The following is a 17251-nucleotide window of genomic DNA, read 5'->3' on the forward strand; positions in this document are numbered from 1 at the left end:
TTTTTTATTTGATATGAAAACAGAACTTTAATACGTTCCGTTTTGCATTTTTGAAAGCGTTTCTTTTATATCGCTTGCCGTTACTTCTTCAACTTCCGGCGTTAAATATTTTACTGCCAAAGTCTGTGTTGCAATTGCTTTTTCTTTTTGACCGTCTTTATAATATAACTGCGCCAAAGTATCTAAATAATACGGATTGTTTTTTGTTACAACTAAACTGTATTCTGACCAAACAATTGCACTTTTTATAAATGAAGCATTCTGCGGTTTTAAAACCACAGTCCAAGCCGTAGAATTACAAAGATTTGAATGATAATCTTTAAAAGCATTCCATCCGTCATAAGAATAACTTGAAGTTGGATCTAATGAAGTATATATAGCATCTAATTTTTCAATTGGGCTTCCTTTTTCTGAAGCTAAGTTAGAGTCAAAATAACTGCTAAAGTCTTTTAGGAAATTCGTATTCGATCCGTCTTTATCTTCAATTTGGCTTAAATAATCAAAATAGTTTCGGTACGATTCAAAGTTTCCTTTTCCTAAAGCAATGATCTTTTTATAAATAGAAATATTCTTTTCTTTATTTACTTCTCCCGAAGTTCCTTCCTGAGAAATATAAGTGTTTTGCTGTAATGCCGAAGAAATCTCAGAAACTACATTTCCTAAAACATGTATTTCTCCTTCTTTACTATTGAATGCTGTACGTTCAGCTTCAATTGCGTCAGAATGTTTTAAAAGATAATCTATCGCTAAATAATCTGTATCGTTTAAGATTCTGTCTTCATTAAAAAGCTGTTTTGTAAAACCTTGATTTTTGATTTCTTTTACAATTGTTTCAACCAAATACAAGTTTGGCTTGGTGTCTTTTTGATGTGATTCAATTAGTTTTTTCCAAGTTTGAGCAATCTCTTTTTTATCTACAGCTGTTTTTGTTATCGCAAATTCAGTTGGGTTATCTTCTGTGACAACATAATCTGAATCATAATCATAAGAAGATTCTAAAACCGAAGCTCTATTAAAAGCTCTGATCAAATCTGTGTCGGCTGCCTTTTTGTTTTTAAAGATTTTATCAATCGTTACAAAAACATCTGCACGCAAAAGTTTTCTGTAAAGATCTCCATAATAATTAAAGTGATATGATTTGTCTGATAAATCAGATTTTGCAACGGCTAATACATCTCCGTTTCCGTTTAAAACAACTACGCTCGGATCGTTTGTAATTTTATTGTTTTTCAGCCACTTTTTATCATCGGCTCCAGCCAGATAATAATTAAAAACATCATATTGCGGATTATATGCTTCATACATATTATATCCCGTTTGTGTTTCCTGATCTTTTACAAAAGCATCGAAACTTTGTTTTGCCAATTTATTTTTGTCATTTGCTAAAACAACCAAATACTTATTGGTACTTGCTCCTTTAGTAGATTCAATTGCTTTTTTAAGGTTGTTTTCGATTTTTAGTTTGAAATCAAATTTTACAACATTAGGATCAACTGCATAATCAACCACAGCTGCAGCAGCCGTATCAACAGCAACTCCGGTTCCAAAATCTTCATTTAAATAATCAACTTTACCCGGATAAGTCCATTTTGAAATGGTTTGATTTTCAAGAGGTGTAACTTTTGATTTTTTTACAGGCTGTGGCTCTTTTTCATTTATAAATACCAATGGATTTTTTCCTCCTTTTTCAGAGATTTTTAATTCATTTGTTTTCTTGTCATAAAATCCGGCAAGTTTTAAATCGCCTAAAACTTCTAGTTCGTAATTAATAGTTATTTCAGCAGCATCTTTTGGTAAAGCGTATTTTTCTACATGGCTATTTCCGTCATATTCTTCATAAACTAAATATAAAAAATCTGATTTTTCGATTTCAAATTCTAAATCTGTTTTTGTCCATTCAGGATCCAGTTTAGTTTTTATATCCGAAATTCTTTGGTATTGAATTTCTTCTGTACCGTTTTGAGTTCCTATATAAAAAGAATAATAAGATGGATCTAAAAATTTAATCTTGATGTTTTTTGCTTTTTTATCAGTTACAAACGACAGATCAAATCTGTTTTCTGCAGTTGGATTTCTACTAAAAACTAACGAGTCGCCTTTAATTTCATAACCTCCCGTATAAAAAACTAATTCGTATTTATTATCGTCTAATAAATTCAGTTTGATTTTCTGACCTTTGGCGGCAGATAAATAAGTCCCTTTTTCGATGCCTTTCGTTTGAGAAAAAGACATAAAAATTCCCGAAGTAAATAGCAATAAACTCCAAATAGAATTGCGCATAATATAAAAATTTGGCTGTTAATATTCATGTAAAGATATTCTATTCTTACTAAAATAAACTCCTAAATTTTAAATTAAGTCAATCTATTATAAATTATATTTCATTGAAAAGATAATGTAGCGCGGTTGAACCGTGTATTGAGAAACTCTTGTAGAGAACTGCGTAAAGTTATCATCATTAAGATATCTGGTGTTTAGTAAATTGGTTGCCGAAACTTTATACTCCCATTTGCTGTTTTTCTTTTGATAAATTAAACTGGCACTTAAAAAATCATATTCGTTGTCGACCGTTTTATCTCCATTATAATAATGGTAAAATTCATACTCGGAAACAAAAGAAAAACTATCCAGGAAATAGTAATCTAATTTTGCAAATGGTTTATCAGTATAAAAGGTAGAACCGCTGTATTTATTCACCAAAAGATTGTACCCAAATTCGATATTCGGAAGGTTTTTATAATTGGTTGAAGCTCTAACTGTATAACTTTGCACAAAACTTTCTGTGGTTCTCAAATCATCATTTTGAATGTTATTGAATTTTGACCAGTTCAAACTTGCATTTACTGATGCTTTGTAATTCTTTAAAAACGAACGTCCGTAAGCTCCCATTCCTGAGAAAGTTTCATCGGCTAAGTTTGAATTATAGGGAACAGATGATTGATTAATTCCATCAAAATTGGCTTCTGTTTTAATCGCATCCACTTTTCTTGTATAGGTTGCATTCGCGAAAATATTCTCGAAATTGAACATATTGTATTTGAAATAACGAAGTGTATGAACTTGCGAAGTTGCGTTTTCTAAAGTACGATCTCCACGAAATAAACTGCTGTAATCTGACAAAACGTAACCAGCCGCCAATTGATTAATATCGGTAAAATCATTTGTCAAAGAGAAATTATACGTCAACGTTTCTGATTTTTTGATTTGGTATAAAGCAAAGAAATCCGGTAATATTTTGGTAAAACTTTGAGAATAATTTGAACCCAATTGTCCGTTTGTCATTTGGTAAGAATGCAGACTAACTCCAGGCGTCAAAGTAAATTTTCCTGTTAGAATTTTATAATGGAATCCTAAAAACGCATCATTAAAACGGCAATCTACATCATTATTGTTTTCTGAATTATTCAAATCATTTCTGTCTCCGTTATCCAGCATTTGAAAAATATGAGAATTGAAGTTTTGATACGAATAGGTATTTCCCAACGTAACATTGAAATTACTTTTTGGTGTAACCATATAATAGTAATCTAGTTTTGCGTCTAGTTTATTGGTTTTCACAAAACGATCCTGATTTAAATCGTTCCGATCCTGACCCGGAATATATCCTGACAAATTGAAAGGAAGTGTTCGCAGATTGGCATTATAAAAAGGATTTTCGTCCTGATACAAATGCTGCATTTCAAAAGCAAAAATATTCTTTTCGCTTTGTGTATAATACAAACTCAAATTTTGATTAACCGAAGTTGGATCTTGTTTCTTATTTGTAAAAATAGTTTCTGAGTCAGGAATCTTATTTACAATTTGTTCACGAAGTAAATCGGTATCTTCTTCCTGTTTTGATAATTTGATCAGGATGTCATAATCAAACTGAAATTTATCATTTGGCTTATAAGTTGAACTTAGTTTAAACAACCCTAAATTGTTTTTTTGATGCGTTAATTCGTCTCTTTTCTGCTGATCTCCAGAATCTAAAATCGTAGTCTGTGATTTGGTTTCTAAATCGGTTTTTGAAGTCGAAAGAATTCCGAAACCGCTTATATTCCATGCTTTTGTTGGAGAATAAGAGAAGTTTGTTGCACCAAATTTGGTTTCAATTTCTTTTGCCCGATTGTTTCTTAAAACCGAAATTCCTAAATCATTTGATGAAACATTAAAAGAGCTTCCGCCTTTTTTCATCATGTTTTTAAATCCGCCCGTAAACTTAAAATAATCCTGCGCCGTAAGAGGCAGTTCCCCAATATTATTAAAATTGGTAATTAGATTAATGCTGTATTTCGGGCTGTAATAAAATAGCTTTGGATTTATAATATAACGGCTGTCGAGCTCTGCAACGCCAATTCCGGCCGTCATATCTCCAAACCAAAAGTTCTTTTTACCTTCTTTCAGCTTAATATTCATCGCCACATTTTCCTGATCGTTTTCAAGACCTTTTAAAGCACTTACTTCGTTGTAATTTCTTAAAACCTGAACTTTATCAATAGCATCGGCAGGAATATTTTTAACGCCTAATTTGGTATCTCCGTCAAAAAAATCTTTTCCTTCCACCATCAATTTGCTTACTTTTTTGCCTTCAACTTCAATTTCACCATCGGCATTTACCTCAACGCCCGGAAGTTTTTTCAGGACATCTTCAAGCTTTTTTTCGGTTCCTGATTTAAACGAATCAGCATTGTAAACAATAGTGTCGCCTTTTATAGAAACCGGCATTTCACGAACGATTTCAACACCTTCGAGTTCTATTCCGGTGCCGTCCATAACAATGTTTTGAACGATATTTTCTGTTTTGGTCGAAATGGCAATTTCTTTCGATTTCATTCCCAGATAACTTACTTTAACTGTGTATGAAGCGTTTGGTTTTAAAGTCAATTGAAATTTACCTTTATCATTGGTAATTCCGTACGAATCCATTGCTTTTGTAGCATTGTTGACCGCCATAATATTGGCCATCTCCAACGGATTTTTTTGTTCATCCTGAATAAATCCATCGAAACGAACACTTTGTGAAAAGCATATAGAAGTAAAAAGTAAGGCAAATAAAAAAAGTGTCTTATTCATTATCAGAATATTGGAAGTTGGACCCGAGCGAAAGCGAACGGGCGAAGCAATTTTGGAATTTGGGATTTGAAATTTGGAGTTTTACAAATTTTATCTTCCCATTGGCATTGCAGCCCCGGACGTACGTCCGCGGTTCATTTCTCTAAATTCTTCCATTTTTTTAATCACCGTTTCATCGTACTCTTTTTGAGAAACTACTTTTCCTTTTTTAGATGGTTTTATCTCCGCTTTTTCTTTAGCATTCAAAACAATTTTAGAACATAAAATAACTGTTTTTCCATCATTTACTTCTAAAATCAAACCCGGTAATCCCCAATAATTTTCTGGTCCCTGATTAACCGGAATTTCCGGTGTATACCAAGCGGTAACTGTAATTTCTTTTGGGATTTCAAAATTGTCTTCAAAATTAGTTTTTGTCTCTCCCGATGTTTTTTTGGCTTCATCCTTTTTATCATTATTTTTAGGTCTGAAGTTTCTAAAATCGGTTTTGCTGGCTTCTTTAACTGCCGTTGCTTTAAAGCAATTGTAACCGCCAATTTGTTTGGTTTCTTGTTCCAATTTCCAGTTTAATTTTGGCAGAGAATCAACAACAAGGAATTCTTTTCCCATAAATTCTTTATCGACAGTATACGATTTAGCTTTTACATCTTTGTAAAAAGTTCCGCCGCCGCCCATCATCGAACTCATCATAACACGAAAACCTCCTTGCTGTCCCGGAGCTTCGAGTTTCTCTTCTTCTTTATAAATCGAAGCTGTTTTATCAAAATTCAATATAAAAGTTTTCTCCAGCATTTGTTTCATACGCTCTTCCATGCTTTTCTGCATTTCTGGCGTAATGTCTCTATTTCCGGCACGCATTCCTTCAAATTTAGGAGCCTGGGTTTTAGACTCGTAAACGGCCATTCCCTGAAAATCTTTTTGTGCATGTACTTGTGTAAAAGCAAATATTAAGAGTAAATAAGATAGTTTTTTCATGTGGTTTTATTTAATAAGGTTGTGAAGTCTTGTAAAACTTACAATTCAAATTTATTACTAATTTTAAAATACTGAAAATTAAATATATCAATGCCAGAATGGTATCGACAAAATCTAATCTTTGTAAGACTACTCTAATTTACAAAGGTTTAAATTCAAAAAACAGCCAAAACTCTAATTTTAAGATATTCTTTAACGTAGTTTTTGTACTTTGGCTTATGAAATTATACTATTATGAGTAAAACAATACGCCAAATTTTATTAGTGCTGTTTATTGCGTGTTCGTTTTCGACTTTTTTTGGGCAAAGCCAAAAAGTAAATGCTTCTGTAATTTCAAAATTCAAAATTGATGCTGATGAATTTATTGGCTATGACTCTTTTGGATATTCTTATCAAATAAAAAATAATGTATTTAGCAAAATAAAAGGAAGCGAAATCTTTGAATACAAGAATGTTTCGTTAGGAAATATTACAAAAGTTGATATTCAAAATCCGCTTAAAATTGTTTTGTTTTATGAAGATTTCAACGTCGTTATTTTATTGGATAATCAATTGAATAAAATGACCGAAATTAATTTTTCACAAAATACAAATCCTATCGTTGTCAGCGCTATTGGAATGTCAACTCAAAATCAGCTTTGGATTTTTAATACGTTGAATCAACAGATTTGTCTTTTTGATTATTTAAAAAATGAATACAAAACAGTATCAATTCCGTTAACCGAAGGCATAAAATATTACCAAACCGACTTTAATACTTTTTATTGGATTGATAGAAAAAACAATTGGTTTTCATGTGATATATTTGGAAAAATTTCAAGTTTGGGCAATGTTTCTGATTTTGATAAAATGGAAATAATTTCTTCTCAAAAACTCATTTTCAGCAAAGCTAACTTGTTGTATTTGAGAGAAAATACTAACACAATTTCTGAAATTGAAGTTTTAGAAAAAACGTTTGACAAATTCTATTACAAAGACCAAATTTTATCTATTTTTACAACTAAAGAAATTGTAAATTATAAAATCGTAACACCGTAATGCACATAGCAATAGCAGGAAATATAGGCGCAGGAAAAACTACATTAACTAAATTATTAGCCAAACATTTTAAATGGGAGCCTCATTATGAAGATGTGGTTGATAATCCGTACTTAGACGATTTTTACCATCAAATGGAACGCTGGTCGTTTAACTTACAAATCTATTTCCTGAATAGTCGTTTTCGTCAGGTTTTGCAAATTCGCGAAAGCGGTAAAAAAATCATTCAGGACAGAACGATTTATGAAGATGCTCATATTTTTGCTCCCAATTTATATGCAATGGGATTGATGACAAGCCGTGATTTTGAAAATTACACGTCTTTATTTGAATTAATGGAATCGTTGGTAAAAGCGCCGGATTTATTGATTTATTTAAGAAGTTCTATTCCTAATCTTGTGGGCCAAATTCACAAACGCGGACGCGAATACGAAAACTCTATTTCTATCGATTATTTAAGCCGTTTGAACGAAAGATATGAGGCATGGATTCAGACTTACACGAAAGGAAAATTATTGATTATTGATGTTGATAATATTAATTTTGTTGATAATCCGGAAGATTTAGGAAACATCATTAATAGAATTGATGCTGAATTGAATGGATTGTTCTAGAACACGAATTTCACCGATTTGCACGAAATAAAAAAATGCCTCTAAATATTTTAGAGGTATTTTTGTTTTATGAGACTTTTCAAAAATTTAAAGCCAGGATTATTATTTAATATTTTTTAGATTGAATCGTAATGTATAGTCCCTACGGGACATTATTCCAACTGCTTTTTATTTTTTCTACCGATATTTAACTCCTAAAGGAGTATGATTTTTCGTTCTTTATTCTTTTACCAAATATTTAATTCTTATAAGGAATATGATTGTCTATTCTTTATCCATTTATCAAATATTTAATTCCTAATGATATATCTCGTAGAGATTATATATCGGTAGAATATTATCGCACCACCTAATATTTGTCCCGTAGGGACTATACCAAACGAGATGATTCTTTATCAAATATTTTATTCCTAAAAGTATATATCTCGTAGAGATTACATATCGGTAGAACATTATCGCACCACCTAACATTTGTCCCGTAGGGACTATACCAAAGGATCAAGTTTCTTACTCGATTCAAAAATTCATTAAATAAAAAAAATGCCTCTAAAATTATTTAGAGGCATTTTCGTTTTATGAAACTTTGACAAAGCTATTTTTTATTTTGCAGTTGCTGCGCTAATTTTTGCTTCAACTTCTTCTTCTGTTCCTTCGTAAACTTCTGTGGTTGTTTTACCGTTTTCAGTTTTGGTTACAGTTCCGGTAGTTTTACCATTGTCATTTCTTAGATCAACGCGAACAGATTTTTTCTCATATTTACTTGTATCGAAACAATCTGTTTTTTGATATTTTCCGGTTTTATCAAAATGTGCTAAACATTTTGCTGTTTCTTCTTCAGTACAGCCTTTTTCTTTGCACATTTTAATACATTCTTCTTTTGTCATTCCTGATAAATCTCCGCATTTAGAAACTCCTCCGGCATGCATTTCGATTTTTGCACAACAAGAAGCTTTTCCTGCAATGTTTGATTCAGAATGTCCATCACCTAAAATTGGTGCAACAACTAATCCAATTAAACAAGTTAATTTAATTAAGATGTTCATTGATGGTCCGGATGTATCTTTAAACGGATCTCCAACTGTATCTCCGGTTACGGCTGCTTTGTGTGCATCAGAACCTTTATAAGTCATTTCACCGTTGATCATAACTCCGGCTTCAAAAGATTTTTTAGCATTGTCCCAAGCACCTCCGGCATTGTTTTGGAAAACTGCCCAAAGCACTCCAGAAACCGTAACTCCCGCCATATATCCTCCTAACATTTCAGCAATTAACTGATTGTTATCTGAGTAAACTAATTTTCCTAAAAGTACAATTGCAATTGGGAAACCAATCGTTAAAATTCCCGGAAGCATCATTTCGCGTAAAGCGGCTTTTGTAGAAATTTCAACACATTTTCCATATTCCGGTTTTCCGGTTCCTTCCATAATTCCAGGAATTTCCTTAAACTGACGGCGTACTTCATAAACCATATCCATCGCTGCTTTTCCAACAGAATTCATCGCTAAAGCAGAGAAAACCACCGGAATCATTCCGCCGACAAATAACATTGCTAAAACTGGCGCTTTGAAGATATTGATTCCGTCAATTCCTGTAAACGTTACGTATGCTGCAAATAAAGCTAATGAAGTTAAAGCTGCAGAAGCAATTGCAAAACCTTTTCCGGTTGCTGCAGTTGTGTTTCCAACAGAATCTAAAATGTCAGTTCTTGTACGAACTTCTTTTGGTAATTCGCTCATTTCGGCAATTCCTCCAGCGTTATCAGAAATTGGCCCGAAAGCATCAATTGCTAATTGCATCGCAGTTGTTGCCATCATGGCTGAAGCTGCTAAAGCAACTCCGTAAAATCCTGCCAAAGCATATGAAATCCAGATCGCACCGGCAAACAATAATACGGTTGGGAAAGTCGAAATCATTCCCGTTGCTAAACCAGCAATTACGTTTGTTCCCGCTCCTGTAGATGATTTTTGAACAATTGCCAAAACTGGTTTTGTTCCTAATCCTGTATAATATTCTGTTACTGATGAAATAGCTCCGCCAACAACTAATCCAACTAATGTTGCATAGAAAACACGCAATGATGAAATGTCTTTTGATCCTTCTCCAAAGAAAGTCATCTGCATAGTTTCAGGAAGCATATATTGTACTAAAAAGAAACAAGCTACGGCCGTTAAAGTAATAGAAACCCAGTTTCCTATATTTAATGCTTTTTGAACTTGTGCTTCTTTCGCATTGTCATCTGAAATTTTTACTAATGTTGTTCCGATAATGGAGAATAAAATTCCGAAACCGGCAATTGCCATTGGAAGTAAAATTGGACCAATTCCGCCAAAAGCGTCATTGATACTTCCGCCCATATCTTTTATAACATAGTTCCCAAGAACCATTGCCGCAAGAACGGTTGCTACGTAAGATCCGAATAAATCGGCTCCCATACCGGCAACGTCACCCACATTATCTCCAACGTTATCTGCAATTGTTGCAGGGTTTCTTGGATCATCTTCCGGAATTCCAGCTTCTACTTTACCTACTAAATCGGCACCAACATCGGCTGCTTTTGTGTAGATTCCGCCACCAACTCTGGCAAACAATGCGATAGATTCTGCACCAAGAGAAAATCCGGCTAACGTTTCTAAAACAACCGTCATTGTTTCGGTGTCTTTCCAAACTCCGTCAGAAAATAAATTAAAGAAAATTATAAAAAAAGCTGTTAAACCCAGAACTGCAAGACCTGCAACACCCAATCCCATTACGGTTCCGCCGCCAAAAGATACTTTTAGTGCCTGTGGTAAACTTGTACGTGCCGCCTGTGTTGTTCTAACGTTTGTTTTGGTTGCGATTTTCATACCTATATTACCTGCATAAGCTGAAAATAATGCGCCAAAAATAAATGCAATTACGATCAATAAATGTGTTTTTACACCCGGAATAAAAGTAATTCCTGCCAAAGCTAAACTTGCAATAATAACAAAGATGGTTAATAGTTTATATTCGGCTTTTAAGAAGGCTAAGGCCCCTTCGTAGATGTAATCTGAAATCTCTTTCATTTTACCGTCTCCCGCGTCTTGTTTTAAAACCCAAGTCCTTTTTATTCCCATGAAAAGTAATCCTAAAACTGCCATGACAATTGGCAGGTAAATCATAAATGCATTCATAATATATTAATGGTTTTGGTTAATAGTCAACAATCTAACTGAAACGAATTTAAACAAAAAAGCAATACTCCTGACGGCAGTATTGCTTTTTTTATAATAAAATAGGGTATAAATTATTTAATACTAAATAATCCCTCTGGTTTGTTTTCAATATCATTAAAACGCTTTGTACACTCAGCAATAATTGCAAATGCTTCTTTTACGTCTCCCCATCCTTCTACATCTACTTGTTTGTTTTCAAGATCTTTGTAAACCTGGAAGAAATGCTCGATTTCTTTTAATAAGTGTCCATTAATATCTGAAAGGTCATTTAATGAATTCCAGATTGGATCTGAAACTGGTACACAAATAATTTTTTCGTCTGGTCCTTTATCATCTGCCATGTGAAAAACACCAATTGGTTTTACTTCCATAACACATCCAGGGAAAGTTGGTTCGTTTACTAAAACCAATACATCAAGAGGGTCACCGTCAAGTGCTAAAGTTTCAGGAATAAATCCGTAATCTGCAGGGTACATCATTGAAGAGAATAACATTCTGTCGAAACGCATTCTTTTGATTTCAAAATCGTACTCATATTTATTTCTGCTTCCTCTTGGTATTTCGATCAATACATCGAAAGTTGTTAGTTTGTCTGCGGTCATTTTCGTTTTTTATTATATCTATAATTTCGACTGCAAAAGTAACTAAACAATCCTTTTTTACAATGAAAAAAGTATATTAATCTCTGTATTTATACATTAATTAATCTACTTTTCTTTTTATATAACAGACAGTTAATATATAATTTTCCTATTTCGCTTACTTAGGTAATAATGCCATAGCAAATATGTGGCATAAGATCGGTACGGACTCCATTGTTCTGCATGGATTTCCATCTCTTGTTTGTCGTGAATATCAAGCAATTCTTTGATTGTATTTATGACTGCAATATCTCCCAGCGGAATCAAATCCGGTTCCTCAAGACAGAACATTAAATAGATATCAATTGTCCAGTTTCCAATTCCTTTTAATTTGATTAATTCCTCACGAACTTGTTTTGCCGGTTTTGAAGCCAGACTTTCTATATTAAGTTCTTTGTTTAAAACGGCTTCAGACAAGATCTTGATGTATTTTGTTTTTTGACGGCTTACGCCAAGACTTCGATATTCTTCATCTGGCAAAATCGCCATTGTTTCAGGGTTGCAGGTTGTGTAAGATTTTATTTTTAAGAATGTGGCTTTCGCCGAATCTACAGAAACCTGCTGCTCAAGAATTAGTAACACCAAAGTCTCAAAGCCCTGTGGTCGCTTTGATATTGGCGGAAGCCCGTATTTTTCGATTATTTCCCGAAATACTGGATTTTTATTGGTTAGAAAATCTATTGCTTCTTGCATGATGGAAACTTTTTATCCTGATATATATTTACCATAAGGTAATTTATTAATAGAATATACAATCACAGTAGAGATCAACAGACAAATTAAAGTTACTAAGGGAATTGCAAATACAGGATTTATAAAATCATAGTCTATTTTAACTGCCCACATAAATCGCAAAATCAAAACGTGGATCAAATAAATTCCATAACTATATTTACTGATAAAATTAGTAATTTGTACTACCACAGAATTAGTGATCTCCAGATTCTTAAAAAAAAGAAAAAGACCAACTGAAACCATCAAAATATTTAAAGAATTATAATTATAAAAATACTCTTCAAAACTATTGCTGTCGCGCGATAAAAAATAAGTCCCAAATATTGTAATACTTACTCCAATTAACACCAAAAATACTGCAGTCCCAATAATTGTTCTTTTAGGAAACGAGAAAGATTTAATTGACAAATAATATCCTAAAACCAAATACCCTATAAACCCCGAAAAATAGGTTAAATCAACATTAATTCTGAAGTTGCATAAAGCTGGCTGATTAATAAACAGAGTAAATATCCATATCAATATAAAATATAAAATCTCTTTTTCTGTAGCATTTTGAATCCATTTACTCATGATTGGCACAAATAAATATATTCCAATAATCATATAAATATACCAGAGATGATAGGAACTGCCATTTAGTAATAGATGGAATACCCATTCAATAATTTCCCAAAAAGACATTTCATGACCTCCAGAAATATTATCGTTTAATGAAAACATTGCATAAATAAAACTCCAGAATAAGAAAGGTAAAACTATTCGTGAAAATCTTTTTTTAAGGAATTCGCTTAATTCGTATGTTCTGCTTAACATTAATACTCCTGTTAACATCACAAATACAGGCACACAAAAGCGCACAAAACTATCATAAACATTCCCTGTCCACCAAACAAAATTTGAGACATAACCATATTGATATAAAATCTCTGCTGTTACATGTACTAGAATTACACTAATCGTTGCTGCAACTCTTAGATTAGTTGCCCAGCTCATTTTATTGCCCACTTGGTTTTCACTCATAAAATATTATTTGTTAATTATAATTATGAAAGCGAAGAATCTAAATGATGTTTAGAAATAAAATCCGAAAGATCCTTTTATAGCAAATTTATGGGCGTCAGGCATATCTAGATAATTTCCTCTCCATGAAAAATCAAGACGGAAAACTTTGAAGATATTTCCTATTCCTGCATTGTATTCCCAGTATACATTTTCTGGTGCATTATAAGGAAGTCCGGAAGCATTTATTTCACGATTTGCTTTAGAAATTGTTCCATGAACTGCTCTTACTCCTATAAACTCTCTCCAGTTTAACTTTCTCATAAATGGAACTCTGGCGAATAATCTTCCTCCAAAATCATGATTCCATTGTAATGTTGTATACTGATCCGTAACGAATTCGTAGAAATTCAGGTTACTAAATGTATTTTCAATGGTAAAGTAAGTCTGGTTCCCCGGAATTACACTCATTAATCCTAACGGAATTGTTCCGAATGTTTTTCCTGTTTCTATAATAATGTTAGATCTTCCTAAAGGTCCAATAATAATAGGCTGTTTGTAGAATACCTGTATTTTTTCGTAAGCAAAATCACTTTCAAAAACTCCTTTTAAACCGTAGCTAAAGTTAACAAAGAAATGACTAAACGGACTGTCTACTAAATCTCTTTCTACTCCGTAACCAATAGTTTTACGGTTTGGCATATATTCAAACTGAATATTGGCTTCTGATTGTTTTACATCACTTTTTACAACTCCCATAGGGTCTGCTGCGGTTGGTAATGTTGTATAATAATCTAAACTAAATGTTTTTGATGCCGATTCTAATGTTCGATAAGAAAACCCTGCCTGAACAACAAAATTCTTTTTAGGTTCCATTTCAACCGAAATGTTACTTAAATTAATGTTGGTCAATTTTCCGTTGCTTCCCGTTGTAAACAAAGCAGAAGACGCAAAACTTCGACCTAAAATATCATTTGTTGTGGTTAAACTGGCTCCAATTTGTTCAATGTCGCGCCTGTTTCCTCCAGAAATAATCACACGTTTTTTCTTGTCGACCATCCATTTTCCGGAAACTCCGTATTTGAATTTACTGTCATCAAATCCGTAAGCTGTATAAGCTTGTATACGCCAAGGATCATTTGGTCCGAAATAAGTTCGTCCTCCTACTCTCAGCCTCAAACCTTCGACTTCATTATATCCAAATGTGGAGAAAATAGGTCCATAATCGAAGTTTTTAAATTCGACATAACCACTTCCCAAAATGGAGACGAGATTATACAATTGCTTAAATCGCTTAACTGTCTGCAAAGTATCGAGCATTTTATAAATACCCGCTTCGTCTTTATTTAATTTTTCAAAACGATTTTCTTCCCAAAATTCCGGCGGTCGGTCGTAGACCGCATTGTCAATGAAATTGACTTCTTCTTTATAGAATTTCTCCGGTTTTTGAATATTGAATTTATGGTTTCGAAATAAGGTCGTTCGTTTTCCATAAACTCCTTTTGATTTTTCCTTTTTATTCAAAGCAAAATCAGACATCATATAATCGCGGGTCAATAGAAAAACAGAGTCGTTATCTACTTCAAATTCCTGCTCGATATAAATATCTTTTACCCAGTTAATATTGGCACTTTTAGTAACGCCCATATTAATTTTCTTAATCGCAAAAGTGGTATCATTTACCCAAAAATCTCCTTTAAAAGTCAATTCGTTTTTACGCCTCGGATAAAACACAATATTAAAACACCATTTTTTATCAATAAAAGCACTGTCTTTCAATACATAATTGTAAACATCAATTCCTGTTCTTGAAAGCGGGCTTGTAAAACTCTTATCAAAAAATTTAAGGTGATTATCGTAAATATTATAATCTGAATAAAGGTCTTTTACAAAAGCTAAAATCTGCTGATTTCCGTTGAAACCAGACATTTTATTTCCCGTAATATTTTCTTTTACCTTTTTTAATTTATTATCTCCATAAACGTCATAAACAGATTCGTTGATAAAAATGGGTAGATACGTTTTTCCGGTAACATCTGAAGTATCAACGTGATTAAACACAAACTCCATTCCTTTAAAGAGTTTGTTTTTCATGAAAGCACTATCAATCGTGTTCATATCGAACTCGACTTTTTCGTACTTCTGCATTTGATATTGATTGAATTGGTAAAGTCCGTTTTTACGTTTTCTTTCCCATATTTTTCTCAAAATATCAAGCGCCGGATTGTTCTTTTTTGATGTTTTTCCGGTATAAATTACCACTTCATTTAATGCCTGAGGTTCGCTCAAAACAATTTTAAAATCGTAATTGACTGTTTTTTCTAAAGGAACTTCTCTATCTGAAAATCCTGCAGAACTAACCAGTAAAGCGGTATAAGTATTTGGAGATTCGAGATAAAAACGACCATCTTCGTTAGAAACGATTCCGGTGTTTGATCCTTTAAAAACAACATTTGCAAAAGGTATCGGCTGATTAGACTTGTCCAAAACAATTCCACTCACTTTCGTTTGTGCAGTAGCAATAGCCGCAAATGCGAATACAAAAAATAGGCTGAGTAAAATTATTCTTTTCATTGTCTGGGCAAAAAAAAACTTCATCAATTAACAGTGAATGATGAAGTTTTATGAGTATTCTAAATGTGTACTATTTGTATAACACTTTTTTAACTGCTTTTACTACATCACCTGCATTTGGCAACCAGTCTTTTAATAATACTGGAGAGTAAGGTGCAGGAGTATCTGCAGTTGTAATACGTTGAATTGGTGCATCAAGGAAATCAAATGCTTGCTCCTGAACGATATAAGTGATCTCAGAAGAAATACTTGCAAATGGCCAGGCTTCTTCAAGAATTACTAAACGGTTTGTTTTTTTAACAGATTTAAGAATAGCATCTTTATCCATAGGACGAACTGTTCTTAAGTCGATAATCTCACAAGAAATTCCTTCTTTAGCTAATTCATCAGCAGCGATAAAAGCTTCTTTGATGATTTTTCCAAAAGAAACGATCGTTACATCTTTTCCTTCACGTTTTACATCAGCAACTCCTAATGGAATTGTGTATTCTCCGTCTGGCACTTCTCCTTTATCGCCATACATTTGCTCAGATTCCATAAAAATTACAGGATCATTATCACGAATTGCAGATTTTAAAAGTCCTTTTGCATCATAAGGAGTTGAAGGCACAACAACTTTAAGACCCGGAGTGTTTGCAAACCAGTTCTCTAAAGCTTGTGAGTGAGTTGCTCCTAATTGCCCTGCCGAAGCAGTTGGTCCGCGGAAAACGATTGGCACATTAAATTGTCCTCCAGTCATTTGACGCATTTTAGCAGCATTATTTATAATTTGATCAATACCAACTAAACAGAAGTTGAAAGTCATATATTCTACAATAGGTCTGTTACCATTCATTGCAGAACCTACTGCAATTCCTGTAAAACCAAGCTCAGCGATTGGAGTATCGATTACTCTTTTTTCACCAAACTCAGCAAGCATTCCTTTTGAAGCTTTGTATGCTCCGTTGTATTCTGCAACTTCTTCGCCCATTAAATATATGGATTCATCGTGACGCATTTCTTCGCTCATCGCTTCACAAATGGCCTCTCTAAATTGTATTGTTCTCATATTTTATATTGTATGTTGAATTTTCTGAAGAGCAAAAATAAATATTTTAAATAACTTAAAAGCATAAATTGAATTTAAAATCGCATGAAGTTCTTTCTCTCTTTAGCTTTTAACTTTTTAAAGATTATTGTGATATTAACGAAATCGATATAATAGACGTGTAGCTCACACTTAATCTGCCAAATCCATTTTTTTGACAAACTTTAATCTATTTGTTTAATTCCTGTTTCTCCGAAATTCTTTCATAAGAACGGGGAAATTCAAAAATTAGTATTTATCGACCTAAACTTTAACCATTGTTTAACCTTCAAAAATTGCAAAATTCCTAACAATCAGGCAAAATGAATGCTTTTTCATTTTAAGATTCCGATGAAA

11 protein-coding genes are annotated in these 17251 nt (G+C 33.0%); 2 read left to right on the forward strand and 9 right to left on the reverse strand.

What is annotated here, in order from left to right; all coding sequences use genetic code 11:
• Positions 1-27: 27 nt before the first annotated feature.
• From ACODSB_RS00735 to ACODSB_RS00745, 3 genes are all read right to left on the reverse strand, one after another.
• Positions 28-2280 (reverse strand): hypothetical protein, encoded by a 2253-nt coding sequence (locus tag ACODSB_RS00735; protein WP_488935652.1) that lies wholly within the window; start codon positions 2278-2280, stop codon positions 28-30.
• Between the two features lie 87 nt (positions 2281-2367).
• Positions 2368-5055, reverse strand: coding sequence for a carboxypeptidase-like regulatory domain-containing protein (locus ACODSB_RS00740; protein WP_488935653.1), 2688 nt, complete (start codon positions 5053-5055; stop codon positions 2368-2370).
• Positions 5056-5145: 90 nt separating this feature from the next.
• Positions 5146-6030 carry a GLPGLI family protein gene (locus ACODSB_RS00745; RefSeq protein WP_053470081.1) on the reverse strand — a complete coding sequence of 295 codons (885 nt, stop codon included), beginning with the start codon at positions 6028-6030 and terminating at the stop codon, positions 5146-5148.
• A 234-nt stretch (positions 6031-6264) separates the two neighbouring features.
• Between ACODSB_RS00745 and ACODSB_RS00750 the strand changes: the two genes are divergently transcribed.
• A complete protein-coding gene (locus tag ACODSB_RS00750) occupies positions 6265-7068 on the forward strand; it encodes a hypothetical protein (RefSeq protein WP_488935654.1) in 804 nt (267 codons plus the stop codon).
• Positions 7068-7682, forward strand: coding sequence for a deoxynucleoside kinase (locus tag ACODSB_RS00755; protein ID WP_053470079.1), 615 nt, complete (start codon positions 7068-7070; stop codon positions 7680-7682). The genes ACODSB_RS00750 and ACODSB_RS00755 overlap by 1 nt, the downstream gene beginning before the upstream one ends.
• Before the next feature lie 599 nt (positions 7683-8281).
• Here ACODSB_RS00755 and ACODSB_RS00760 read toward each other — a convergent pair.
• The 6 genes from ACODSB_RS00760 to ACODSB_RS00785 form a co-directional block, all read right to left on the reverse strand.
• Positions 8282-10834: a sodium-translocating pyrophosphatase gene (locus ACODSB_RS00760; protein WP_488935655.1), complete on the reverse strand. Its 2553-nt coding sequence runs from the start codon at positions 10832-10834 to the stop codon at positions 8282-8284.
• A 113-nt stretch (positions 10835-10947) separates the two neighbouring features.
• A complete protein-coding gene (locus ACODSB_RS00765) occupies positions 10948-11478 on the reverse strand; it encodes an inorganic diphosphatase (protein ID WP_488935656.1) in 531 nt (176 codons plus the stop codon).
• Positions 11479-11610: 132 nt separating this feature from the next.
• Positions 11611-12210, reverse strand: coding sequence for a DNA-3-methyladenine glycosylase family protein (locus ACODSB_RS00770; protein WP_488935657.1), 600 nt, complete (start codon positions 12208-12210; stop codon positions 11611-11613).
• A 12-nt stretch (positions 12211-12222) separates the two neighbouring features.
• Complete coding sequence (locus ACODSB_RS00775; RefSeq protein ID WP_488935658.1) at positions 12223-13275, reverse strand: acyltransferase; 1053 nt, start codon at positions 13273-13275, stop codon at positions 12223-12225.
• 51 nt (positions 13276-13326) lie between these two features.
• A complete protein-coding gene (locus ACODSB_RS00780) occupies positions 13327-15828 on the reverse strand; it encodes a DUF5686 and carboxypeptidase-like regulatory domain-containing protein (protein ID WP_488935659.1) in 2502 nt (833 codons plus the stop codon).
• Between the two features lie 70 nt (positions 15829-15898).
• Positions 15899-16876, reverse strand: coding sequence for a pyruvate dehydrogenase complex E1 component subunit beta (locus tag ACODSB_RS00785; RefSeq protein WP_053470073.1), 978 nt, complete (start codon positions 16874-16876; stop codon positions 15899-15901).
• Positions 16877-17251: the final 375 nt, after the last annotated feature.

This window comes from Flavobacterium sp. FG68 (genome assembly GCF_057808895.1).